Origin of the sequence: Aeromonas sp. sif2433 (assembly GCF_019218705.1) — a bacterium.
GTDB classification, from domain to species: domain Bacteria; phylum Pseudomonadota; class Gammaproteobacteria; order Enterobacterales; family Aeromonadaceae; genus Aeromonas; species Aeromonas encheleia.
Genome location: NZ_JAHUXD010000008.1, coordinates 192,653 through 214,382, shown reverse-complemented (window position 1 = coordinate 214,382; position 21,730 = coordinate 192,653). Strand labels below are relative to the sequence as shown.

Below are 21,730 nucleotides of genomic sequence, written 5' to 3'. Positions count from 1 at the left end.
CCTAAGTTCGCAGATAAAAAAACCGCCAGAAGGCGGTTTTTTTATTGTTGCTGCCGGCTCAGGGCTGGCAGACCGGGCAGAAGGCATAGGTGCCTTGCGGATCGTTGAAGCGGGTCAGCGGATCGAGACCCCGGTTGAGCTCCAGCATGGCCTTGCCCAGACCGGCGGGCAGCCAGCTCTGCAGATGCGGGGCCAGCGCCCGGGCGCTGCTGTCGAACAGCTCGCGCAGGAACCTGTCCCTCGCCGACTCTTCCTGCTCGATGGGGGTCACCTGCCAGCTCTTGAGGTTGGCCAGATCGGCGGCGGCCTTGAGGGCGTCGTCCAGGTTGCCGAACTCGTCCACCAGGCCAAGATCCTTGGCATCCTGGCCGGTCCAGACCCGGCCTTCGGCGGCTTTCTCCGCCTCTTCTGGGCTCAGGCCCCGGCCCTTGCCGACCAGGCCGACGAAGCGCTGGTAGGTGTCTTCCACACTCAGCTGGATGGCCTGACCGACGTGCTCCGGCAGGGCCCGGGTCAGGCCGACGCCGGCGAAGTCGGTGGTGCCGACGCCGTCGGTGTGCACCCCGAACTGGGAGAGTGCCTTGTCGATGGTGGCGAACATGCCAAACACCCCGATGGAGCCGGTGAGGGTGGTGGGGGAGGCGAAGATCTTGTCCGCATCGGCGGAGATCCAGTAGCCCCCGGAGGCGGCGTAGCTGCCCATGGAGATGACCACCGGCTTGCCCGCTTGTTTCAGGGCCAGCAGCTCGGCGCGGATCTGCTCGGCGGCGAAGGCGCTGCCGCCGGGGCTGTCGACCCGCAGTACCAGGGCCTTGACCTGATCGTCGCGGCGGGCATCGGCCAGCAGATCGGCCAGGCTGTCACCGCCTATGGTGCCGGCAGGCTGGACCCCATCCATGATGGCGCCGCTGGCGACGATGAGGCCCACCTCATCCTTGCCGCTCTGGGGGTATTGCTCGGGGAGGGCGGCCAGATACTCCTTCAGGCCGACCCCTTTCCAGCCGTGATCCTCGTCTTCCCCCACTTCCTTGATGACCGCCTGGGTCATCTCGTCGCGGGTGGCGAGCTGATCCACCAGGCCGTTGTCGAGGGCGTAGCTGGCGGCATTGCCACCGGCCTTGCGCAGCAGCTCGAGGAAGCGCTCCTTGCTCGGGGCGACGGCGTCGGGCTCTATCTCCCGCTGCCCGGCCACGTCGGTTACATAGGATTGCCACAGTTGATCCAGCCAGCGCTGGTTCGCCTCCTTGCTCTCCGGGGACATCTCATCGCGGATGTAGGGCTCGACGAAGGACTTGTAGGTGCCAACCTTGAACACGTGGGGGGTGACGTTGAGCTTCTCCAGCGCCGACTTGAAGTAGGTCTGGTAGACGCCGAGCCCCTCGATCAGCACGGCGCCGCTCTGGTTGAGCAGCACGTGATCGGCGTGGGCGGCGATCAGGTAGGCACCCTGGCTGTAATAGTCGGCCATGGCGATGACCGGTTTGCCGCTCTCCTTGAACTCGTCGATGGCGTTCGCCACCTCCTGCAGCTTGGAGAGGTTGGAGCCTTGCAGCCCCTGGGGCTTGAGCACCAGCGCCTTGATACGATCGTCATCCTTGGCGCTGTGAATGGCCCACAGCAGATCGGCGAGGACGATTTCGCTCGGCTGATCGTCGCTCTTGTCCACCTGCTTGAGCAGCTGCACGGTCGGATCGGTTTGGGTGCGCTGTTCGACCAGCACGCCGGCGAGATTGAGGGTGAGGGCGCCCTCGATGGGGGTGTTGGGCGCCTCGGTCTGGCCGACGCTGAAGACGATAACCAGCACTATGATGAGAAACAGCAGATTGACCAGCATCAGCCGGGTAAAATTGAGCAGACGCCAGAGGCTGCGAAACAGCCACCCCAGACCTTTGAAAATAGACATAGCCGCGTTATCGCCCTGTTAATGGGTAGAGAAGGGCCATTATTAACCAGTTGGCCCGTCAATTGCCATTTCCGCTTGGGGGCGATCCGCACCCCACTCTTCGGAACACGCCTGTTCGCTGAAAAAATGTCCAAACATTTGTTTGAAAAAGAAATTTCGATTCTTTACTCTAGCCTCAGTTTGATAACAAAAAATTAACTGGAGGCCCTGTGAGCCGCTACCCGACGTTGCCGACCCCCCTCGATCCAGCTTGTACCCCCTCGCGTCGCAGCGTGCTCGCGATCCCCTGTGCCCCTGTCTTGCAAGGAGCCGCATCATGAGCCGCTACCCGAACCTGCTGGCCCCCCTCGATCTCGGTTTCACCCAGTTGCGCAACCGGGTGCTGATGGGCTCCATGCACACCGGCCTCGAAGAGGAGAAGGGCGGCTTTGACAAGCTGGCCGCCTTCTATGCCGAGCGGGCCCGCGGCGGCGTCGGCCTCATCGTCACCGGGGGCATAGCGCCGAATCTGCGCGGGCGCCTGGTGCCGCACGGCTCGCAGCTCAGCTTCCCCTGGCAGGTCGCCAAGCACAAGAAGGTGACCGCGGCCGTGCATCAGGAGGGGGGCAAGATAGCGCTGCAGATCCTCCATGCCGGGCGCTATGCCTACCATCCGTTCAGCCTGGCGCCGAGCGCCCTCAGGGCCCCCATCTCCCCGTTCAAGCCGCGTGCCATGAGCGAGCGCCAGATCCGTGGCACCATTCGCGACTTCGCCACCACCGCGGCCCTCGCCAAGGCGGCGGGCTATGACGGGGTCGAGGTGATGGGGTCGGAAGGCTATCTCATCAACCAGTTCATCTGCGAGCGCACCAACCAGCGCAGCGATGGCTGGGGCGGCAACAATGACAACCGCATGCGCTTCCCGCTGGAGATAGTGCGCGCCATTCGCGAGCGGGTCGGCACCGACTTCATCATCATCTTCCGCCTCTCCATGCTGGATCTGGTGGAGAAGGGCTCCTCCCTGGAGGAGGTGATTGCCCTGGGCAAGGCGCTGGAGCTGGCCGGGGTGAGCCTCATCAACACCGGCATCGGCTGGCACGAGGCGCGCATCCCCACCATAGCCACCAGCGTGCCGCGCGGCGCCTTCAGCTGGGTCACGGCCGAGCTGAAAAAACACCTCACCGTGCCGCTCATCACCACCAACCGCATCAATACCCCCGAGGTGGCCGAGCGCATATTGGCACAGGGGGAAGCGGATATGGTCTCCATGGCGCGCCCCTTCCTGGCCGACCCCGAGTTCGTCATCAAGGCCGCCGAGGACAGGGCGGACGAGATCAACACTTGCATCGCCTGCAACCAGGCCTGCCTCGATCACGTGTTCAAGCAGAAACGCGCCTCCTGCCTGGTCAATCCCCGCGCCTGCTTCGAGACCGAGCTCAATTTCGGTCGGGTGCCCCAGCCCAAGAAGCTGGCGGTGGTGGGCGCCGGCCCGGCCGGGCTGGCGTTCGCCTGCTACGCCGCCGAGCGCGGCCATCAGGTGAGCCTGTTCGATCAGGCGCAGACCATCGGCGGCCAGTTCAACTTCGCCAAGCAGATCCCGGGCAAGGAGGAGTTTCACGAGACCCTGCGCTACTTCGCCAGGCGGCTGGAGAAGTGCGGCGTCGAGCTCTATCTCGGCCAGCGCCAGAGCGCCGAGAGCCTGCTCGGCGGCGGCTTTGACGAGGTGATCCTCGCCACCGGCATACGCCCGCGCACCCCCAACATTCCCGGCATCGATCATCCCAAGGTGCTGAGCTATATCGATGTGCTGCGGGATCACAAGCCGGTGGGTGACAAGGTGGCGGTGATCGGGGCCGGCGGCATCGGCTTCGACGTGGCGGAGTACCTGGTGGAGGGCAAGGGGGATCGCAGCCGCGATCACTGGCTCAAGGAGTGGGGCATCGACAAGAGCCTCGGCGAGCGTGGCGGCCTGATGACCCCGGTGATCGACGCCCCCGAGCGCCAGATCTGGCTGCTGCAACGCAAGGAGAGCAAGGTGGGGGATGGCCTGGGCAAGACCACCGGCTGGATCCATCGCACCGTGCTCAAGAACCGCAAGGTGCAGATGCTCTCCGGCGTGCAGTACCTGCGCATCGACGACGAGGGGCTGCACATCCAGGTGGGCGATACCCAACAGTGCCTGCCGGTGGATCAGGTGATCATCTGTGCCGGTCAGGAGCCCCTCAAGGAGCTGCAGGCCGGGTTGCAGGCGGCGGGCAAGCCGGTGCACATCATCGGCGGTGCCGACGTGGCCGCCGAGCTGGATGCGAAGCGGGCCATCCGCCAGGGGGCTGAGCTGGCCGCCGTCATCTGAGCCGGCTCATCGGGTAAGGAAGGGACCAATGGGTCCCTTTTTTTATGGCTCACCCCGGCCCGGGCAGTTTCACCGGGGACGGTATTGTTGTATTTGTGGTATGCAAACGTTCTCTGTTTGTATCCATTGCATGGGCGAATGCCATTGGGGCAGGGCGCAGATGGGAATGTCGGCCAGATCCCGGCGAGCCCCGGAAGCGGGCAATGGGCGCCGTCTATCGATGGGAATTCTCTGTCGGGTGCCGGATGCACCTGGATTTGGTAAAGGAAACCAAGCAAATGAGCCTAGCTAAATCACGGATGCCTACCCAGGCGTCGGGTCGTCGCTTGAGTGCCATCGTCTTGGGCATGGCGATGACCCTGCACGGCACCGCCGCCGCCGACCCCGCGGGACGGCTCATCTTCCTCGGCTGGACCGCCGATCAGCAACATTCCGTCTGGCTCTCCGCCATCTCCCCCGGCCAGTTCGAGGTCGAGTCTGCCAAACAGAGCCAGATCTACGACAGCTGGCGACAGGATCACAAGGGGCTGCACCTGACCGTCTCGCCGGAGGCGCAGAACGGGGGCACGCACAAGCTGTATGCCTACGTCGACTCGAGCGGCAAGCGGGTCCTGCTCGACACTGATAACCAGCAATCCGGCCACTTCACCTTCCCGGACCACTTCACCCCGCCTAACCTGCCCTCCAGGCCGACCTCGCCACCCCAGGGGATGATGCCGACCCGGCCCCCTCTCGGCGGCATCACCCGGCCCGGTGGCGTGCAGCCACCGATCGGCACATTGCTGCCCCAGGGAGTGATGCCGACCTTGCCCGGTGGCGTGCAGCCGCCGATCGGCACCCTGCCACCCCAAGGGATGATGCCGACCCGGCCCCCCCTCGGCGGCATCAGCCGGCCCGGTGGCGTGCAGCCGCCGATCGGTACCCTGCCGCCGCAGGGGGTGATGCCGACCCTGCCGGGGGGCGTGCAGCCACCGATCGGCACCCTGCCGCCCCAGGGAGTGATGCCGACCCTGCCCGGTGGCGTGCAGCCGCCGATCGGCACCCTGCCACCCCAGGGAGTGATGCCGACCCTGCCCGGTGGCGTACAGCCGCCGATCGGTACCCTGCCGCCGCAGGGGGTGATGCCGACCCTGCCCGGTGGTGTACAGCCGCCGATCGGCACCCTGCCGCCTCAGGGGCTGATGCCGACCCGCCCGCCTCTGGGGGAGCGGCCCTTTATTCCCCTCCCGGCTCCCGTCACCTTGCCGGGCCGGATGACGGCGGGCCAGCAGGCGAGCGAGCGCGCCCTGAACGAGCGCACCCTGTGCGTGATGGCCGACGAGCGGGACCAGCTGACTCCCGAACAGCGAGATCAGTATCCCGCCTGCCCCTTCACCCGTGCCGAGCTGGCGGCGGGCCAGGTGGCCAGCCAGAGCCAGCCGGTCCCCTTGCCGGAGGGACGGCGCTGGAACCTGTGGGCGGACGAGGTCTATTACGACATCTCGGATCACCGGGAGGGGCTGGACATGTCGGGCTCGACCAATGTGTTCAGCCTGGGGGCGGATACCCGGCTCGACAACGATCTCATCCTCGGCCTTAGCGTCGCCCGGGTCGACAGCAGGGTGGACTCCTTCAATGGCGGCATGCGGCTGTCGGCCGGCGGTTACAACATTGGCCCCTATCTGGCCTATCCGGTATCGGCCAGCTGGATGCTGGATGGCAGCCTGGTGTACGGCTGGATGGATAACAATCAGGACCTCCTGTTCCTGTCCGGCGACTACGGCTCGACCTCCGTTGGCGGCAGCCTGGGGGCCACCGGCCAGTACTTCTGGGAAGAGACCTCGGTGCGCCCGCGACTGGCCATCAACTACAGCCACAACCGCAGCGACGGCTACCGGATGGAGGGAGATTACCAGGGGCTGGCACTGCGGCTGAACCAGGACAGCGACAGTTACAACCAGGGCAACATGACGGGGACGGTCGAATTCAGCCGCGTCTATTACACCAGCCAAGGGCTGCCGCTGATGCCTTATGGGGAGCTGGGGCTGGATTATGGCTTTGAGCGGCCGAACGATGGCTATATCCTGACGGGCGATCTCAGCTCGGCCCGCACCGAACCGCTCAGCGGCACGATGCGACTGGGGATGCGTACCCTGATCGGCGGCGAAGCCACCCTGACCACCAGTGCCGGGTACACCAGCATAGGGCAGGATGGGCTCAACATCTGGGAGTGGCGCATCAACCTCTCCAAGCCGTTCTGACCCTATCGATAGGGCGGTTCACCGCCCTCATGACCAAGAAGGAGCATCGAATGGATGCACTGACACTGCTGCTCAACCGCCACTCCTGTGGCCGCCTGACCACCCCGGCGCCGAGCGGCGAGGTGCTCGACAACATCCTCAAGGCGGGCCTGCGCGCACCGGATCACGGCACCCTGACCCCCTGGCAGTTCATTCTGTTTGAAGGGGAGGGGCGTGAACGGCTGGGGGCCGTGCTGGCCGAGGCCGCCCGCGCCCGTGGCGAAGACGAAGAGAGCATCAAGAAGAGCCGGGAGGCGCCGCTGCGGGCCCCCCTGCTGGTGGCGGTGGCGACCCGTCATCAGGATCACCCCAAGGTGCCCAAGCTGGAGCAGGAGCTCTCCGCCGGTTGCGCCCTGATGGCGATGCAGATGGCGGCCCAGGCGCAGGGGTTCAACGGCATCTGGCGCTCCGGCTGGTTCATCTTCGATGAGCGGGTCAATGCCGGGCTGGGCTTGGCACCGGCGGATCAGCTGGTGGGCTTCCTCTACCTCGGCACCCCCATGCTGGAGGCGCGCAAGCTGCGCGAGCTACCGCTAAACGAGTTCATCCGGCACTTCTAAACGAGGCCTGTTGAAGCAAAAAGCCCTGATGCATCAGGGCTTTTTTCATCTACTGACAGGACCATCAGGCTGTACGCATAAATAGGCGCTTGCCAAGGGGGGAAAAGAGGTTGGCTGGGAATTTTTTAAATAGTGAGAGGCCGTTCTCAATCCTGGTCGATTACGCTACGTAAAACGTTTGCGCCCCGTTATTATTCCTCTCGCCAGTTTAGAAGGCGACCCCTTCTAATTTTCTGCGATGAGAGTCGCAATTCCGTAGCACCTTTTTATAGCCCAACGTCTTGATGACATTGGGCTTTATTTTTATGGGCGTTTTTTGACCTATGTCCCTGGCATCCGGCAGCCCCTTTTTACAGTCCAATGTGGCTCATGACATAGGGCTCTATTTTTATGAGCGGATTTTGAGCTGTTCCCCTAGGTCACTGGCATGGCTGCCTTGGCGGGCAGGATCCGGGCCGGGTTGCCCACCACCCGTGCGCCGGCCGGCACGTCCCGGGTCACCACGGCACCGGCGCCGACGATGGCCTCCCGCCCTATGGTGACCCCCGGCAGCAGTATGGCGCCGCCGCCGATCCAGACCCTGTCCTCTATGGTGACCGGCAGCGCCGTCTCCACCCCCTGGATGCGCTCATCTGCCGCCAGGGCGTGGGCGGCGGTGTAGATCTGCACGTTCGGCCCTATCATGACCGCGGCGCCGATGCAGATCGGGGCGTTATCCAGCAAGGTCGCCCCCATGTTGATGTAGGAATCCTTCCCCAGGCTGATGTGGCGGCCATAGGTGCAGTAGAACGGCGGGCAGATGAAGGCCCCCTCCGCCAGCTCGCCGATCAGCGCCCGCAGCAGGATCTGCTGTTCTGCCTCCTCATCGGCCCGGTTGAAACGACGGTACAGGCGGGCCGTCTCCCGGCGCAGGGTATCCAGCTCGGAGGCCATGCAGTTATAGGGCTGGCTGCTGATCATTTTCTGGTAGTCGCTCATAAATGGCCTCCGGTCGGGCTGGCATGGTTGCCGGCTGATGCCTCATCGCTCCCGGAATGGGCACCATCGGCTGTCGGGAAGGACATTCTACGCGGTTATGGGCGAGAGAAGAGTGAGCCCGGACTCAGCCTTGGCATCCTCATACAGCTCCGTGGGGGGAGGGCAGAGGAGCGGAGCCGGAAAACAACAAGGGCACCCCGGGGTGCCCTTGTTGTTTCAGAGATCTCAGCGCCTTGCCGGTGGCGCCGTACCCATCAGCCCTGCTTGCGGCCGCAGAGTTGATTCAGTACCCATCAACCGTGCTTGCGACCTGAGAGGCGGCACCACTCCTCTTTCACCGCGGTTTGGTCCATGTCGAACCACTGGCCGTAGATGGTCTCCAGCTCTGGCGCCTGGCTTTCCAGCACGCCGGAGAGGGCCATCAGGCTGCCCGCTTTGCCGTGCCCGGCGATGAGTGGCGCCAGCTCGCGCAGCGGGCCGGCCAGGATGTTGGCGACCACCACGTCCGCTTCGACATCTTGCGGCTGATCAGCCGGCAGGTAGAGTTCGATCTGGCCGGCGACGCCGTTGCGTTCGGCGTTGTCATGGCTAGCCTGGATGGCCTGGGGATCGATGTCGATGCCGATGACACGGGCGGCGCCGAGTTTCAGGGCGGCGATGCCGAGAATGCCGGAGCCGCAACCGAAGTCGACCACCGTCTTGCCGGCCAGATCCAGCCCGTCCAGCCACTGCAGGCAGAGCGCCGTGGTGGGGTGGGTGCCGGTGCCGAACGCCAGGCCCGGATCCAGCATGACGTTGACCGCATCCGGGTTGGGCACATCGCGCCAGCTCGGGCAGATCCAGAGCCGCTCGCCGAACTGCATGGGGTGGAAGTGATCCATCCACTCGCGCACCCAGTCCTTGTCTTCCAGCTGCTCGACCTTGTAGCCCACGTCTTCCCCGAAGATCTGCTGGAAGAAGGCGATGGTGGGGGCCGGGTCGGTTTCGGCGTCGAACAGGCCCATCACCTCGGTCTCACCCCAGAGCGGGGTCTCGCCGGGCAGGGGCTCGTAGACGGGAACATCCTGGGCATCCATAAAGGTCACGGCCTGGGCTCCACGCCCCAGCAGCATGTTGCTCACCTTGTCCGCGGTCTTGGCGGTGGCGTTGATTCGAATTTGTATCCAGGGCATGGCGTCGACTCTTCATAAATGTGAAACCGCGGAAGTCTATCATCATGGGCCTGTGCTGTCGTGGTTTGCCCATGTCGGCATGGTGCAGGAAGAGAACTCTGCCGAGTTGGCACGGTTAATGTATTCCTCATTGGGTGACGGGAAGCAACCTGTTCCCGCTGAATGCTTTGCTCTATGAAAGTTCCGTCATCTTTTTTCAGCCACCTTCGGGTGGCTTTTTTTGATGGGCGCTAATGGCCGGGAAAAGGGAGTGATCGGGTGGAAAAACGGCGGGTTGGCACGCAAGCTGCAAAGCTTAGTCTGTCCTGCATAAGGATATGTGTGTGATTGTTACCCCAACGTTCAGGTATTTAGGGCCATCCCGGCGGGATGGCCCCTTTTTTATGCCGCTTTCGCGGGGAGGCTGGGTGGTGAGGGTCTGGCGCTAGGCCGAGCTGTGCACTCTTGGGGCCTATCACTGGTGAGTCCACCCCATGATGGTGCAGTTTTTACCCATTAGGGATTAGTCTGCAAACCCGGCCATGTCGATCACCAGCTTGCCCACCATGCGACCCGCCTCCACCTCGGCATGGGCCTGAGCCAGGGTAAGCGCGGTCAGCTCGGGGATCGTCTTGGTGAGCGTGGTCTTGAGCGTGCCGTCATCCAGCAGCGCGGCGACCCGGCCGAGCAGATGGTGCTGCTCTATCATGTCCGGGGTCTGGAACAGGGAGCGGGTGAACATGAACTCCTGGCTGAAGGTGGCGCTCTTGGGCTTGAGCAGGCCGAGATCCCAGGGCTCGTTGGACTCGGCGATGGTGCAGATGTGGCCGAACGGGCGAATGAGACTCGCCATGGCGGCCCAGTGCTGCTCGGTGGCGTTGGTGCAGAAGATGGCATCGAGCTGGCTGATGCCGAGCCCCGCCAGCTCAGCCTGCAGGTTGTGATGACTCACTACCTGGTGGGCGCCCATGGCCAGGCACCAATCACGGGTTTCAGGCCGAGAGGCGGTGGCGATCACCTCCATCCTGGTGAGCTGGCGAGCGAGCTGGATGGCGATGGAGCCGACGCCGCCGGCGCCGCCGATGATCAGCAGCCGTCCCTCGCTCTCGCGGTTGAGGCCGATGCGCTCGAACAGCGCCTCCCAGGCGGTGATGGCGGTCAGCGGCAGGGCGGCGGCCTCCACATCCGTCAGGCTGGTCGGGGCGAGGGCGGTGATGCGCTCATCGATCAGCTGCAGCGCACTGTTGCTGCCGGGACGGCTGATGTCGCCGGCATACCAGACTCTGTCGCCGGCCTTGAACAGGGTCACCTCGCTACCGACGGCCACCACCTCTCCCACCGCATCCCACCCCAGCACCCGCGGGCTCGCTTCCACCTTGGCCTTGGGGGCGCGCACCTTGGTATCGACCGGGTTGATGGAGGTGGCCTTGACCCTCACCAGCAGATCCCGTGGGCCCGGGGTCGGGGTGGGCAGGTTGGCCTCGATGAAGCAGTGGGGGTGATCGCTGGGCAGGTAGTGGGTCAGGGCGATGGCTTTCATGGCAATTCCTTTCAAATCGGTATGAGTGGGATTGCTTGCCAGTCTAGTCTGGTTAATTATCCTCATTAAGATGGGTAATCAAGAAAGACTGTTTGAATATATGAACAATGTCGAACTGGAGTTGATGGGGCTGTTCGCCACAGTAGTGGAGCAGGGCAGTTTCACCGGGGCGGCCGAGGTGCTCGGTATGCCCAAGTCGTCGGTGAGCCAGAAGATCTCGCGCCTCGAATCCCAGCTGGGGGTGCGCCTGCTGCAGCGCACCACCCGCAGGCTCAGCCTGACCCCGCAGGGGGAGCTCTATGTGGAGCACTGCCGGGGGCTGTTGACCCTGGCGCGCAGCGCCAATCTCGCCATGGCCAGGCTGCGCAGTGCGCCGGCCGGCCGGGTGAGGGTCACGGCACCGGAGGCGACCGGTACCCTGCTGCTCGGCAAGATACTGGCGGAGTTTCGCGCCCTCTACCCCGAGGTGGTGCTGGAGTTGACCCTGAGTGACGAGCAGTTGGATCTGGTGGGGGAGGGTTACGATCTGGCGCTGCGGGCGGCGCCGCTGAAAGACTCCAGCCTCATCTGCCGGCGCATCGGCCAGGTGGCGCGCCATCTGGTGGCGGCCCCCGGCTATTTAGCTAGCCACGGTGCGCCGCAGCAGCTGGCGGAGCTGGGGCGCCATGCCTGCCTGGTGCATTCGGCGCTGCCGGTGTGGCCGCTGCAGGAGGGAGGCTGGCGGCCGCAGGGGGCCTGCATCAGCAACAGCCTGCTGGCGCTGCGGGAGCTGGCCCTGCATCAGGGGGGGATAGCCCTGCTGCCGGATCACGTCTGTCGGGACGATCTCAGTGCGGGGCGGCTGCTGAAGGTGCTGCCGGATCACCCCATACCGCCCAACCCCTTCTACCTCATATACCCCAGCCGGGAGCACCTGGCGCCCGCCCTGCGCAGCCTGATGGACTTCGTCGCCGAGCGGCTGCCCTTCGCCTGATCAGAGACTCTGGCTGAGGGGGGCCTGGCTGGGCTCGAGGCCGAGCGGCACCGACTGACGCTCGGCCAGCATGCGGATCTGCCCCTCGACCAGGCTGGCGTTGGGGCCCAGCACCAGCACCAGCTGATGCTCGTTCAGCTCGATCCAGGAGAGGCAGCCGAGCCCGGTCAGGCGGAGCTGATCCACCAGCATCATGTCGCGCACCCGCAGGCTGAGGCGGGTCAGGCAGACGTTCATGGCCAGCAGGTTGTCCATCCCCCCCAGCACCTTGAGGTACTGGATGGCCAGCATCTGCGGATCGGTCGGTGCCACGTTGGCGAGCCGTGGCAGCTCATCGGCGATGGGTCGGCTCGGCAGGCTGAGGGGGGCGTGATCCAGCAGCAGGGAGAAGATCAGGGCATAGGCGACGAAGAACAGGATGCCGAGCGGGATCAGCCAGAAGCTGTGCTCGCCGGCAGAGTAGCTGAGCACCAGATCCAGCAGCCCGGCGGAGAAGTAACTGCCCACCTTGATGCCGAGTGAGCTGCAGATGCCCAGCGAGATCCCGGTGAGCAGGGCATGGGTCAGAAACAGCCAGGGGGCGACGAAGGCGAACAGGAACTCGATGGGCTCGGTGATGCCGACCAGGGCCGAGGTGAGCGCCAGGGTGAGCAGCAGGCCCCCCTGTGGCAGCCGTTGCAGGCGCTGGCGGTGCAGCCAGATGGCGAAACAGGCACCGGGCAGACCGAACATGATGATCGGGTAGAGCCCGGCCACATAGCCCTCGTGCAGGGGCTGGGCGGTGGCGAGCGCCTGCAGGTTGCTCTCGCCGAGGCCCACCAGGCTGCCCAGCACCTGATGCAGGCCGAGGGGGATCAACAGCCGGTTCAGCACGCCGTAGCAGAAGGCGCCAAACGGCGTGGTGAGCAGATCGGAGGCGACCAGTGTGATGCCCTGCTCCAGCAGCGGCCAGAGGAGCGAGAGGGGGAGGACCAGCAGCAGGCAGATCAGGGCCGAGAGCAGCAGGCCCGGCAGCTCCCCCTGCAACTGTTGCAGCCAGGCGGGCAGGGGCAGGCTGCGGGTCCAGGAGCAGACCAGCGCCGTGGTCAGCCCCGCCAGCAGGCCGCAGATCATGTCCGCATGCAGGCCGGGGGCCAGGGTCGCCAGGGCCGAGCTCAGCAGCAGGAAGTTGACCGCCCCGGCCATCGCCTGGGCGCCTTGCCCCTGCCGGCTCAGGCCGAAGGCGATGGCCACCGCATAGATGAGCGGCATCTGGCTGAACAGGGCACGACCCGCGAGGGAGAGCACCGCCAGATCCAGCACATCCGGCTGGCCGAGCCGATAGAGCAGGGCGGCCAGCGGCAGGATGGAGACCGGCAACAACAGGGCATAGCCGAGTCGTTGCAGGGATTGAGTCAGGATCTGTCTGGCGTTCTGTACGGGCATAAACGGGCGCTATTTTGTGATGCAGCGCACAGTTTACCTGCAAGGCACCCATTTGGGGATAGGTGCCTGCCTTTTATCGAGCCATTTATTATTTCTGATCAAATAAACGGCGCACGGCCTGATCCGGTGGCGGCGTCAGCAGGCTGACCAGGATGAAGGCGACCAGCCCCAGCCCCAGGCTGGGCACTATGGCGTGCAAGCCGGCCAGCTTGATCCCCCACTGGCTCAGGCCCCCATAGCAGAGGATACCGCTCAGCATGCTGGCCAGCGCCCCCGGGCCATTGGCCCGCGACCAGTAGAGGCCGAGCACCAGCGGCCAGAGGAACACCGCCTGCAGGCCGCCGAAGGCGAGCAGGTTGAGCCAGATGATCATCTCGGGCGGCTGCAATGCCGCCAGCAGCACCAGGGTGCCCAGGATCAGGGTACAGAGCAGGGAGAGGCGTGGAATGCGCACTTCCAGCTTCTCTTGGCGAGGATTGAGGTAATTGAGGTAGAGATCCTTCACCAGGGTCGCCGAGGCCTGGATCAGCTGGGAGTCGATGGTGGACATGATCGCCGCCATCGGCGCCGCCAGGAAGACCCCCGCCAGCCAGGGCGGCAGCACCTCCATCATCAGCGAGGGCATGATCTTGTCCGGGCTGTCCATGCCGGGCAGGATGGCGCGCCCCAGGGCGCCGGCCAAATGCATGCCGAACATCAGCAGGGCGCTGACCACGGTGCCGATGAGGATGCCTCTGTGCAACGCCTTGCTGTCCCGGTAGCCGAAGCAGCGCAGGGCCGAGTGGGGCAGGCCCACCACCCCGATGCAGACCAGCACCCAGAAGCTCAGCATGAAGGGCTGGGTCAGCATGTCGCCTGCCCCCTGCGGGCTGACCAGCTTGGGATCGATCACCTTGAGCTGATGGATGAGGTTCGGCAGGCCGTCTCCGGCGATCAGGATCCCGGCCAGCAGGGCGCCGGTGCCGATCAGCATGATGATGCCCTGCAGCGCATCGGTCATCACCACGGCGCGAAAGCCGCCGATCACCGTGTAGAGCAGCACGCAGCTGGCAAACAGGAAGAGTCCCTGCTGATAGCTAAGGCCGGTGGCGGTCTCCAGCAGGCGGGCGCCGCCGATGAACTGCACCACCATGGTGGCGATGAAGGCGAGGATGATGGTCACCGAGCCCAGCACCACCACCCACTTGCTGCGGTAGCGGGCCCACAGCATGTCGTTGATGGTCACCGCATTGACCCGGCGGGCGATGATGGCGAACTTCTTGCCGAGCACCCCCAGGGTGAGCCAGACGGTGGGCAGCTGGATCATCGCCAGCAGCACCCAGCCTAGGCCTATCTTGTAGGCGGCGCCGGGCCCGCCGATGAAGGAGGAGGCCGAGGTATAGGTGGCCACCAGCGTCATGGCCAGCACCAGGCCGCCCATGCTGCGGTTGCCGATGAAGTACTCCTGCACGAAGTCCCCGTTGCTGCGATGGCGGCTGGCCCAGAAGCCGACCCCCAGCACCAGCACCAGATAGATGACGAGGGGGAGCATCAACTCAAGATTCATGTGACGACTCCTCGGTATCCAGCGGGATTTCGATGAACAGGCGATCCACCATCAGCCCGCACAGGCCGATAAACAGCAGTGGCATCAGCATGCAGCTGAGCAGGAACCAGAGCGGCATATCCCAGAGTTCTATCTCTTCCGGGATGAAGTAAGCGGTGCCATACCAGGCAACGAAGTAAAGCAGGGTGAGCAGCAGGCAGAAGGCTGCTTCCCGACGGGCGAGAGCGAAACGGTTCACCTTGGCCTCCGACGATTGAGAGGGGCGCAAGAATAACAAAAAAGGGCCATGTCGCCATGGCCCTTTTTTCGTTGCCGATCCGGAGGGACCGGACAATCTCTGTTGAAGAGTCCTTACAGACCCAACTTCTTGTGCAGATGGTGGCTGTTAATGCCACCGTGCGGCAAGTCATCGGGTCCTGGCACCTCTTACAGACCCAACTTCTTGTGCAGATAGTGGCTGTTAATGCCACCGTGCGGCAAGCCGTCGGGTCCTGGCACCTTTTACAGACCCAACTTCTTGTGCAGATAGTGGATGTTGGTGCCACCGTGCTGGAAGTTTTCGTCCTTCATGATCTCTTTTTGCAGGGCGATGTTGGTCTTGATCCCTTCCACCACCAGCTCGTCGAGGGAGTGACGCATGCGGGCGATGGCGATGTCGCGGTTCTCACCGTAACAGATTAGCTTGCCGATCATGGAGTCATAGTAAGGCGGCACCTTGTAGCCCGCATAGATATGGGACTCCCAACGCACGCCCAGACCACCCGGCGCATGGAAGCGCTGGATCAGGCCAGGAGACGGCATGAAGGTGGCCGGATCTTCGGCGTTGATCCGGCATTCGATGGCATGGCCACGGATGCGGATGTCCTGCTGGGTGATCGACAGGGGCTGGCCGGCGGCGATGCGCAGCTGCTCCTTGATCAGATCCACGCCGGTGACCATCTCGGTGACCGGGTGCTCGACCTGGATCCGGGTGTTCATCTCGATGAAGTAGAACTCGCCGTTCTCGTACAGGAACTCGAAGGTACCGGCACCGCGGTAGCCGATCTCGAGACAGGCACGCACGCAGCGCTCACCGATGAACTTGCGCATCTCTTCGGTGATGCCGGGAGCCGGCGCCTCTTCCACCACCTTCTGGTGACGGCGCTGCATGGAGCAGTCCCGCTCACCCAGGTAGAGGGCGGTGCCCTGACCGTCCGCCAAGATCTGGATCTCGATGTGACGCGGGTTCTCCAGGTACTTCTCCATGTAGACCATGTCGTTCTTGAAGAACTGGCCTGCTTCGGATTTGGTCAGGGCGATGGCGGCGGCCAGTTCGGCCTCATTGCGCACCACGCGCATGCCACGACCACCACCGCCACCGGCGGCCTTGATGATCACGGGGTAACCGATCCGCTTGGCGATGGTGGCGTTGCGCTTGGTATCGTTGTCCACCGGGCCGTCGGAGCCGGGTACGCAGGGCACGCCGGCCTTCTTCATCGCCTCGATGGCGGAGACCTTGTCACCCATCAGGCGAATGGTCTCGGCGCGCGGGCCGATGAAGATGAAACCGGATTTTTCGACCACTTCGGCGAAGTCGGCGTTCTCGGAGAGGAAGCCGTAGCCAGGGTGAATGGCGACGGCACCCGTCACCTCGGCGGCGGCGATGATGGCCGGCACGTTGAGGTAGGAGTCCCCACTGGCAGGCTTGCCGATGCAGATGGTTTCGTCGGCCAGCAGCACATGTTTGAGCTCCCGATCGGCGGTTGAGTGAACGGCCACTGTCTTGATCCCGAGCTCTTTGCAGGCGCGCAGGATCCGCAGGGCAATTTCACCTCGGTTGGCGATGACTACTTTGTCCAACATGGGTGGCGTCTTCCCTTATTCGATGATGAACAGCGGCTCGTCAAACTCGACGGCCTGACCATTTTCAGCCAGGATCGCTTTGATCACTCCGGCCTTGTCAGACTCGATTTGGTTCATCATTTTCATGGCTTCGACGATGCACAGGGTATCGCCGACATTGACGTGCTGACCAACTTCCACGAACGGCTTGGCTTCCGGGCTGGAGGAGCGATAGAAGGAGCCAACCATGGGGGAGCGCATCAGATGACCACTCGGGGTGGTATCGGCAGCCGGAGCGGCGGCCGCTGCAGCTGTAGCGGCAGGGGCGGCAACCTGTTGCATGGGCGCCTGCTGCATCATCATCTGCGGGGCAACGCTAACCTGGCCGGAGAAATTACGGCTGATGCGAACAGATTCTTCCCCTTCGGAGATTTCCAGCTCGGCGATGCCGGACTCTTCAACCAGTTCAATCAGCTTCTTGATTTTGCGGATATCCATTAGCATTCTCTTTCTTCTTTATCTGATCAGTGATTATCAAGCCGCGCGCAACTGATGCACGGCCGCGGTTAAAGCGAATTGGTAGCCATCGGCACCCAGCCCACAGATCACCCCCTTGGCGACATCAGACAGATAGGAGTGATGACGGAAGGGCTCCCTGGCGTGCACGTTTGACAGGTGCACCTCGATGAAGGGAATGGCGACACCCAGCAGGGCATCGCGCAGGGCGACGCTGGTATGGGTGAAGGCGGCCGGGTTGATGATGATAAAATCCACCTGGCCCATGGCCTGGTGGATGCGGCCGACCAATTCATGTTCGGCGTTGGATTGCAGGTGATCCAGAGTGACACCGAGTTCGCTGGCGCTTAGCTGCAGATCGGCGACGATCTCATCGAGCGTCTTGCTGCCGTAGATACCCGGTTCCCGCTTGCCCAGCAGATTCAGATTGGGACCGTTGAGCAGGAGAATTCGGTGATGTTGCGACATATTGAGTACATCCTCGATGATAATGCTGCTATCTATCAGCTATCTTGCGGATGACCAGAAATCTAGCCATTTTCTGCGCAATTCGGTGTGCACTGGCACACAGATTTCGCAATTATATTGATTTCGTGAAAATTAGCAGCACTTTACTGGTCTAATCTCTACATCTGTCTATTTTTTGAGCTTTTCAGCGCCTGCCGGCAAAGGTGGGCGGCAGGGATGACAAAGCCGGCGCAAGGCCGGCTTTAGGGGTCGTAGGCAGGGACCTGCGTCAGGCCGCTTCGGACTTCTCGCGGATGAGCTTGTCGACTACGCCCGGATCCGCCAGGGTGGAGATATCCCCCAGGCTGTCGGTCTCGCCGGTGGCAATCTTGCGCAAGATCCGGCGCATGATCTTGCCGGAACGGGTCTTGGGCAGCCCCTCGGCCCAGTGGATCACGTCCGGGGTGGCGATGGCGCCTATCTCCTTGCGCACCCACTCCTTCACCTCTTTATGCAGCTCACGGCTCGGCTCTTCCCCGGCGATCAGGGTGACATAGGCGTAGATGCCCTGGCCCTTGATCTCGTGGGGAACGCCCACCACCGCCGCCTCGGCGATCTTGGGATGGGCGACCAGCGCCGATTCGATCTCGGCGGTGCCCATGCGGTGACCGGAGACGTTCAGTACATCATCCACCCGACCGGTGATCCAGTAGTAGCCATCCTCGTCGCGACGGGCGCCGTCGCCGGTGAAGTAGCGACCGGGGAAGGTAGAGAAATAAGTCTGCTCGAAGCGATCATGATCGCCGAACACGGTGCGCATCTGGCCCGGCCAGGAGTCGGTGATCACCAGGTTGCCCTCGGTGGCCCCCTCCAGCGGCTCGCCCAGGTTGTCCACCAGCGCAGGTTGCACGCCGAAGAAGGGGCGGGTGGCCGAGCCCGGTTTGAGATCGGTCACACCGGGCAGCGGGCTGATCAGGATGCCGCCGGTCTCGGTCTGCCACCAGGTATCGACGATGGGGCAGCGCTCGTCGCCTATGGTGCGGTAGTACCACTCCCAGGCTTCCGGGTTGATGGGTTCCCCCACAGATCCCATGATGCGCAGGCTGGAGCGGGAGGTACCCTCGATCGCCTCCTTGCCCTTGGCCATCAGGGCGCGGATCGCGGTCGGCGCGGTATAGAGGATGCTGACCTGGTGTTTGTCCACCACCTGGCTCATGCGGTTGGTGGCCGGGTAGTTCGGCACCCCTTCGAACATCAATGTGGTGGCGCCGTTGGCGAGCGGGCCGTAGACCAGGTAGGAGTGGCCGGTGACCCAGCCCACGTCGGCGGTACACCAGTAGATGTCTTCTTCGTGATAGTCGAACACGTATTTGAAGGTGAGGGCGGCATAGACCAGGTAGCCGCCGGTGGTGTGCAGCACCCCCTTCGGCTTGCCGGTGGATCCCGAGGTGTAGAGCACGAACAGCGGATCCTCGGCGCCCATCGCCTCGGGCGGGCAATCCGGGCTGGCCGTGGCGATGGCGTCGTGCCACCAGATGTCCCTGTGACCGTGCCAGGCGACGTTGCCGCCGGTGCGTTTGAGCACGATCACCTTGCTGATCCGGGTGTCCGGGTTGGTGAGCGCCTCGTCCACGTTCTTCTTGAGCGGGATGGGGCGACCGCCGCGCAGCCCCTCGTCGGCGGTGATGACGACGGAGGAGCCGGAGTCGATGATGCGGCCGGCCAGGGCCTCCGGCGAGAAGCCGCCGAAGACGATGCTGTGCACGGCACCGACCCGGGTACAGGCCAGCATGGCGATGGCAGCCTCAGGCACCATGGGCATATAGAGGCAGACCACGTCGCCACGCCTGACCCCTTGCGCCTTGAGCACATTGGCAAACTTGCACACCTCGCCATGCAGCTCGCGGTAGGTCAGCTTGCGATCCTCGGCCGGGTTGTCCCCCTCCCAGATGATGGCCACCTTGTCGCCGCGTTCCACCAGATGGCGATCCAGGCAGTTGGCCGAGACGTTGAGCAGGCCGTCCTCATACCACTTGATGGAGACGTGGCCCGGATCGTAGGAGGTATTCTTGACCCTGGTGTAGGGCTTCATCCAGTCGAGGATCTTGCCCTGCTCCCCCCAGAAGGCGTCCGGATCCTGTACCGACGCCTGGTACATGGCCTCATAACCCGCCTTGTCCAGCAGGGCACCCTTGCTGATGTGGGCCTTGACCGGGTAGACCTTGTGCTCGCTCATCTGTCACTCCTTTGAATACATTCTCGTCATGATTAGATAACAACTTATACCTTTGGTGTGTGAGGGCAATTAGACTTTTGGATAGCGACGAGAGGATGAGGAGAGGGGCCCCTGGGCCAAGCGGGATGACAGCAGAAAGGGAGCCAGGGGCTCCCTTTTTCGCGCCATGGGGGCGCTAGCAGCAGAGGCCGCCGTCTGGGGCCAGCTTGCTGGCCAGGTGGGACTTTGACAGCGGGTGGCTGAACAGATAGCCCTGCCCCTCCTCGCAGCGCAGTGACTGCAAGAACTGGCGCTGGGACTGGGTCTCGATGCCTTCGGCGGTGACCGCCATGCCGAGGCTGCCCGCCAGATGGACTATGGTGCGGCACAGCTCCCGGCTGTGCTTGTCATCGGGCAGGGCCTGGACGAAGGTCCTGTCTATCTTGATGCGATCGATGGGCAGGCTTTTCAGCAGGCTCAGAGAGGAGAAGCCGGTGCCGAAATCATCGATGGCGATCTGCACCCCCAGCGCCTTGAGACGGGTAAACAGCTGCAGGCTCTGATCCACGCTCTGGATGATGCTCTCGGTCACTTCTAGCTCCAGCAACGCCGGCGGGAAGCCGGTCTCCGCCAGGATGGCGGCTACCCGCTCCACATAGTCGAGGGCGCGCATCTCCCTGACCGACACATTGACGGACAGGCGGGGCACCGAGAGGCCGTTCGCCAGCCAGCGCTGACCCTGCTGACAGGCGGTGCGCATCACCCACTCGCCGAGCCGCTCTATCAGGCCGCACTCCTCCGCCACCGGGATGAAGCGGGCGGGGGAGATGACGCCCTCGCTCGGGTGTTGCCAGCGCACCAGGGCCTCCAGCCCACTGAGCCGATCGCTGGCCAGATCCGTCATGGGTTGATACAGCAGGCGAAACTGCTGCTGGGCCATGGCCTTGATCAGCCCCTGCTCCAGCAGCATGCGCTCTCTGCGCTGCTCGGCCATGGCGGGGGAGTAGAACAGATGGCCATTATGGCCCTGGCGCTTCGCCTCGTGCATGGCGCTGTCGGCCGCGCTGATGAGGGCGTCCGCGCTCTGGCCATGATCCGGGTAGAGCGCTATGCCGATGCTGGCCGAGACGGCCACCTGCTCCTGCCCCAGCTCGACCGGCTCGTGCAGGCTGAGCAGCAGCTGCTCGGCCAGGGCCACCAGGCGCTGTGGCTGCTCGACCCCGGGGATCAGCAGCAGAAACTCGTCCCCGCCGAGCCGGGTGGCCAGATCGCCTGGGCGCAGGCGATGGCGGATGCGCCGGGCCAGCTGCTTGAGCAGTTGATCCCCGGCGTCGTGCCCCAGGTTGTCGTTGATCAGCTTGAAGCCGTCGAGATCGATGAACAGCAGGGCAAGCTGGTGCTGGTTGAGCCTGGCCGCCTCGAGCTCCAGCACGAGTCGCTCCTGCAACAGGCGTCGATTGCCGAGATCGGTGAGGGGATCATGGTAGGCGAGGTGCTGGAGCCGGGCCTCGGCCTGTTGCAGCCGCGCTTCCTGGCTGCGGCAGATGGCCTCCTGATCGATATTGCGCATGGTGACGAGGAGGCTCTCCGGGGCGCCCCTGGCATTCAGCATGGGACTGCAACTGGCCTGCCAGTATCGCGACCGCGCCGGATGGAGGGGGTTGATCCCCTTCAGGATCAGTGAGGAGTGCGGTAGCACTTGAGTGATGGGGGGCGTCTGCAGGGTGGCGAGATCAGGGTTTATCTCGAGCAGGCTCTTGCCGAGCAGTTCCGCCAGGGGAAGGCCATGGATCTCGGCGAAGGTCCCATTGACGCTGCGGCATCTGAGCTCACGATCGAATACCCCGATGCCAAACGGCGCCAGATCGAATAACTGCTGCAATTCATGGAGGGACAGCTGCGGGAGACAGGGATCCTGAACCGATTCGGGTAGCGCTTTTGCCATGGAGGCTCCTGAATTGATGTTGTTGTCATTTACTGCTGAGAGTCAGTATGGCAGGAAGTCACCGGAGGGAAAGCAAGCCAGGGAATGGAGTCAAATCAA

The 21,730-nt window shown here is 63.8% G+C and carries 16 protein-coding genes; 4 read left to right on the top strand and 12 right to left on the bottom strand.

All coding sequences use genetic code 11. From position 1 onward, the window contains the following. Nucleotides 1–58: 58 nt before the first annotated feature. Entirely contained in the window at nt 59–1,903 is a 1,845-nt protein-coding gene (gene sppA / locus KW825_RS14355; protein WP_218329582.1) for a signal peptide peptidase SppA, read from the bottom strand. 316 nt (nt 1,904–2,219) lie between these two features. On the opposite strand from sppA, the gene KW825_RS14350 reads away from it, so the two are divergent. The 3 genes from KW825_RS14350 to KW825_RS14340 all read left to right on the top strand — a co-directional run bounded on the left by KW825_RS14350 (nt 2,220) and on the right by KW825_RS14340 (nt 7,074). Further along, complete coding sequence (locus KW825_RS14350; RefSeq protein WP_218329581.1) at nt 2,220–4,235, top strand: NADPH-dependent 2,4-dienoyl-CoA reductase; 2,016 nt, start codon at nt 2,220–2,222, stop codon at nt 4,233–4,235. A 278-nt stretch (nt 4,236–4,513) separates the two neighbouring features. Beyond that, on the top strand, nt 4,514–6,475 hold the full coding sequence (locus tag KW825_RS20580; protein WP_256353862.1) for an autotransporter outer membrane beta-barrel domain-containing protein: 1,962 nt from the start codon (nt 4,514–4,516) through the stop codon (nt 6,473–6,475). Between the two features lie 50 nt (nt 6,476–6,525). After that, nucleotides 6,526–7,074: an NAD(P)H nitroreductase gene (locus tag KW825_RS14340; protein ID WP_042652833.1), complete on the top strand. Its 549-nt coding sequence runs from the start codon at nt 6,526–6,528 to the stop codon at nt 7,072–7,074. Between the two features lie 414 nt (nt 7,075–7,488). Here KW825_RS14340 and KW825_RS14335 read toward each other — a convergent pair whose 3' ends face one another. From KW825_RS14335 to KW825_RS14325, 3 genes are all read right to left on the bottom strand, one after another. Next, a complete protein-coding gene (locus KW825_RS14335; protein ID WP_218329580.1) occupies nt 7,489–8,052 on the bottom strand; it encodes a sugar O-acetyltransferase in 564 nt (187 codons plus the stop codon). Between the two features lie 293 nt (nt 8,053–8,345). Beyond that, nucleotides 8,346–9,224, bottom strand: a complete 879-nt coding sequence (gene prmA, locus KW825_RS14330) for a 50S ribosomal protein L11 methyltransferase (protein ID WP_218329579.1) — start codon at nt 9,222–9,224, stop codon at nt 8,346–8,348. 502 nt (nt 9,225–9,726) lie between these two features. Further along, a complete protein-coding gene (locus tag KW825_RS14325) occupies nt 9,727–10,743 on the bottom strand; it encodes a zinc-binding alcohol dehydrogenase family protein (protein ID WP_218329578.1) in 1,017 nt (338 codons plus the stop codon). Between the two features lie 100 nt (nt 10,744–10,843). Between KW825_RS14325 and KW825_RS14320 the strand changes: the two genes are divergently transcribed. Next, complete coding sequence (locus tag KW825_RS14320; RefSeq protein WP_042652828.1) at nt 10,844–11,716, top strand: LysR family transcriptional regulator; 873 nt, start codon at nt 10,844–10,846, stop codon at nt 11,714–11,716. Here KW825_RS14320 and KW825_RS14315 read toward each other — a convergent pair whose 3' ends face one another. The 8 genes from KW825_RS14315 to KW825_RS14280 all read right to left on the bottom strand — a co-directional run bounded on the left by KW825_RS14315 (nt 11,717) and on the right by KW825_RS14280 (nt 21,631). Further along, complete coding sequence (locus KW825_RS14315) at nt 11,717–13,141, bottom strand: PTS transporter subunit EIIC (RefSeq protein ID WP_042652827.1); 1,425 nt, start codon at nt 13,139–13,141, stop codon at nt 11,717–11,719. An 88-nt stretch (nt 13,142–13,229) separates the two neighbouring features. Continuing rightward, nucleotides 13,230–14,687 carry a sodium/pantothenate symporter gene (gene panF, locus KW825_RS14310; protein WP_042652826.1) on the bottom strand — a complete coding sequence of 486 codons (1,458 nt, stop codon included), beginning with the start codon at nt 14,685–14,687 and terminating at the stop codon, nt 13,230–13,232. Next, nucleotides 14,677–14,925: a YhdT family protein gene (locus tag KW825_RS14305; RefSeq protein WP_218290538.1), complete on the bottom strand. Its 249-nt coding sequence runs from the start codon at nt 14,923–14,925 to the stop codon at nt 14,677–14,679. Before KW825_RS14305 ends, panF begins: the two co-directional genes overlap by 11 nt. Before the next feature lie 263 nt (nt 14,926–15,188). Further along, nucleotides 15,189–16,529: an acetyl-CoA carboxylase biotin carboxylase subunit gene (accC, locus tag KW825_RS14300; RefSeq protein ID WP_218329577.1), complete on the bottom strand. Its 1,341-nt coding sequence runs from the start codon at nt 16,527–16,529 to the stop codon at nt 15,189–15,191. 15 nt (nt 16,530–16,544) lie between these two features. Beyond that, complete coding sequence (gene accB, locus KW825_RS14295) at nt 16,545–17,006, bottom strand: acetyl-CoA carboxylase biotin carboxyl carrier protein (protein WP_042652823.1); 462 nt, start codon at nt 17,004–17,006, stop codon at nt 16,545–16,547. 36 nt (nt 17,007–17,042) lie between these two features. Continuing rightward, complete coding sequence (gene aroQ / locus KW825_RS14290; RefSeq protein ID WP_218290539.1) at nt 17,043–17,492, bottom strand: type II 3-dehydroquinate dehydratase; 450 nt, start codon at nt 17,490–17,492, stop codon at nt 17,043–17,045. 268 nt (nt 17,493–17,760) lie between these two features. Further along, nucleotides 17,761–19,707, bottom strand: a complete 1,947-nt coding sequence (gene acs / locus KW825_RS14285) for an acetate--CoA ligase (RefSeq protein ID WP_218329576.1) — start codon at nt 19,705–19,707, stop codon at nt 17,761–17,763. A gap of 175 nt (nt 19,708–19,882) precedes the next feature. Then, complete coding sequence (locus tag KW825_RS14280; RefSeq protein WP_218329575.1) at nt 19,883–21,631, bottom strand: bifunctional diguanylate cyclase/phosphodiesterase; 1,749 nt, start codon at nt 21,629–21,631, stop codon at nt 19,883–19,885. Between the last annotated feature and the right edge of the window lie 99 nt (nt 21,632–21,730).

Coding starts and splice junctions, on each gene's coding strand:
- KW825_RS14280 (WP_218329575.1), bottom strand. CDS start 21,631: ATGGCAAAAGCGCTACCCGAATCGGTTCAGGATCCCTGTCTCCCGCAG.
- KW825_RS14350 (WP_218329581.1), top strand. CDS start 2,220: ATGAGCCGCTACCCGAACCTGCTGGCCCCCCTCGATCTCGGTTTCACC.
- KW825_RS14335 (WP_218329580.1), bottom strand. CDS start 8,052: ATGAGCGACTACCAGAAAATGATCAGCAGCCAGCCCTATAACTGCATG.
- acs (WP_218329576.1), bottom strand. CDS start 19,707: ATGAGCGAGCACAAGGTCTACCCGGTCAAGGCCCACATCAGCAAGGGT.
- sppA (WP_218329582.1), bottom strand. CDS start 1,903: ATGTCTATTTTCAAAGGTCTGGGGTGGCTGTTTCGCAGCCTCTGGCGT.
- KW825_RS14320 (WP_042652828.1), top strand. CDS start 10,844: ATGAACAATGTCGAACTGGAGTTGATGGGGCTGTTCGCCACAGTAGTG.
- accC (WP_218329577.1), bottom strand. CDS start 16,529: ATGTTGGACAAAGTAGTCATCGCCAACCGAGGTGAAATTGCCCTGCGG.
- accB (WP_042652823.1), bottom strand. CDS start 17,006: ATGGATATCCGCAAAATCAAGAAGCTGATTGAACTGGTTGAAGAGTCC.
- KW825_RS20580 (WP_256353862.1), top strand. CDS start 4,514: ATGAGCCTAGCTAAATCACGGATGCCTACCCAGGCGTCGGGTCGTCGC.
- KW825_RS14325 (WP_218329578.1), bottom strand. CDS start 10,743: ATGAAAGCCATCGCCCTGACCCACTACCTGCCCAGCGATCACCCCCAC.
- prmA (WP_218329579.1), bottom strand. CDS start 9,224: ATGCCCTGGATACAAATTCGAATCAACGCCACCGCCAAGACCGCGGAC.
- KW825_RS14340 (WP_042652833.1), top strand. CDS start 6,526: ATGGATGCACTGACACTGCTGCTCAACCGCCACTCCTGTGGCCGCCTG.
- aroQ (WP_218290539.1), bottom strand. CDS start 17,492: ATGTCGCAACATCACCGAATTCTCCTGCTCAACGGTCCCAATCTGAAT.
- KW825_RS14315 (WP_042652827.1), bottom strand. CDS start 13,141: ATGCCCGTACAGAACGCCAGACAGATCCTGACTCAATCCCTGCAACGA.
- panF (WP_042652826.1), bottom strand. CDS start 14,687: ATGAATCTTGAGTTGATGCTCCCCCTCGTCATCTATCTGGTGCTGGTG.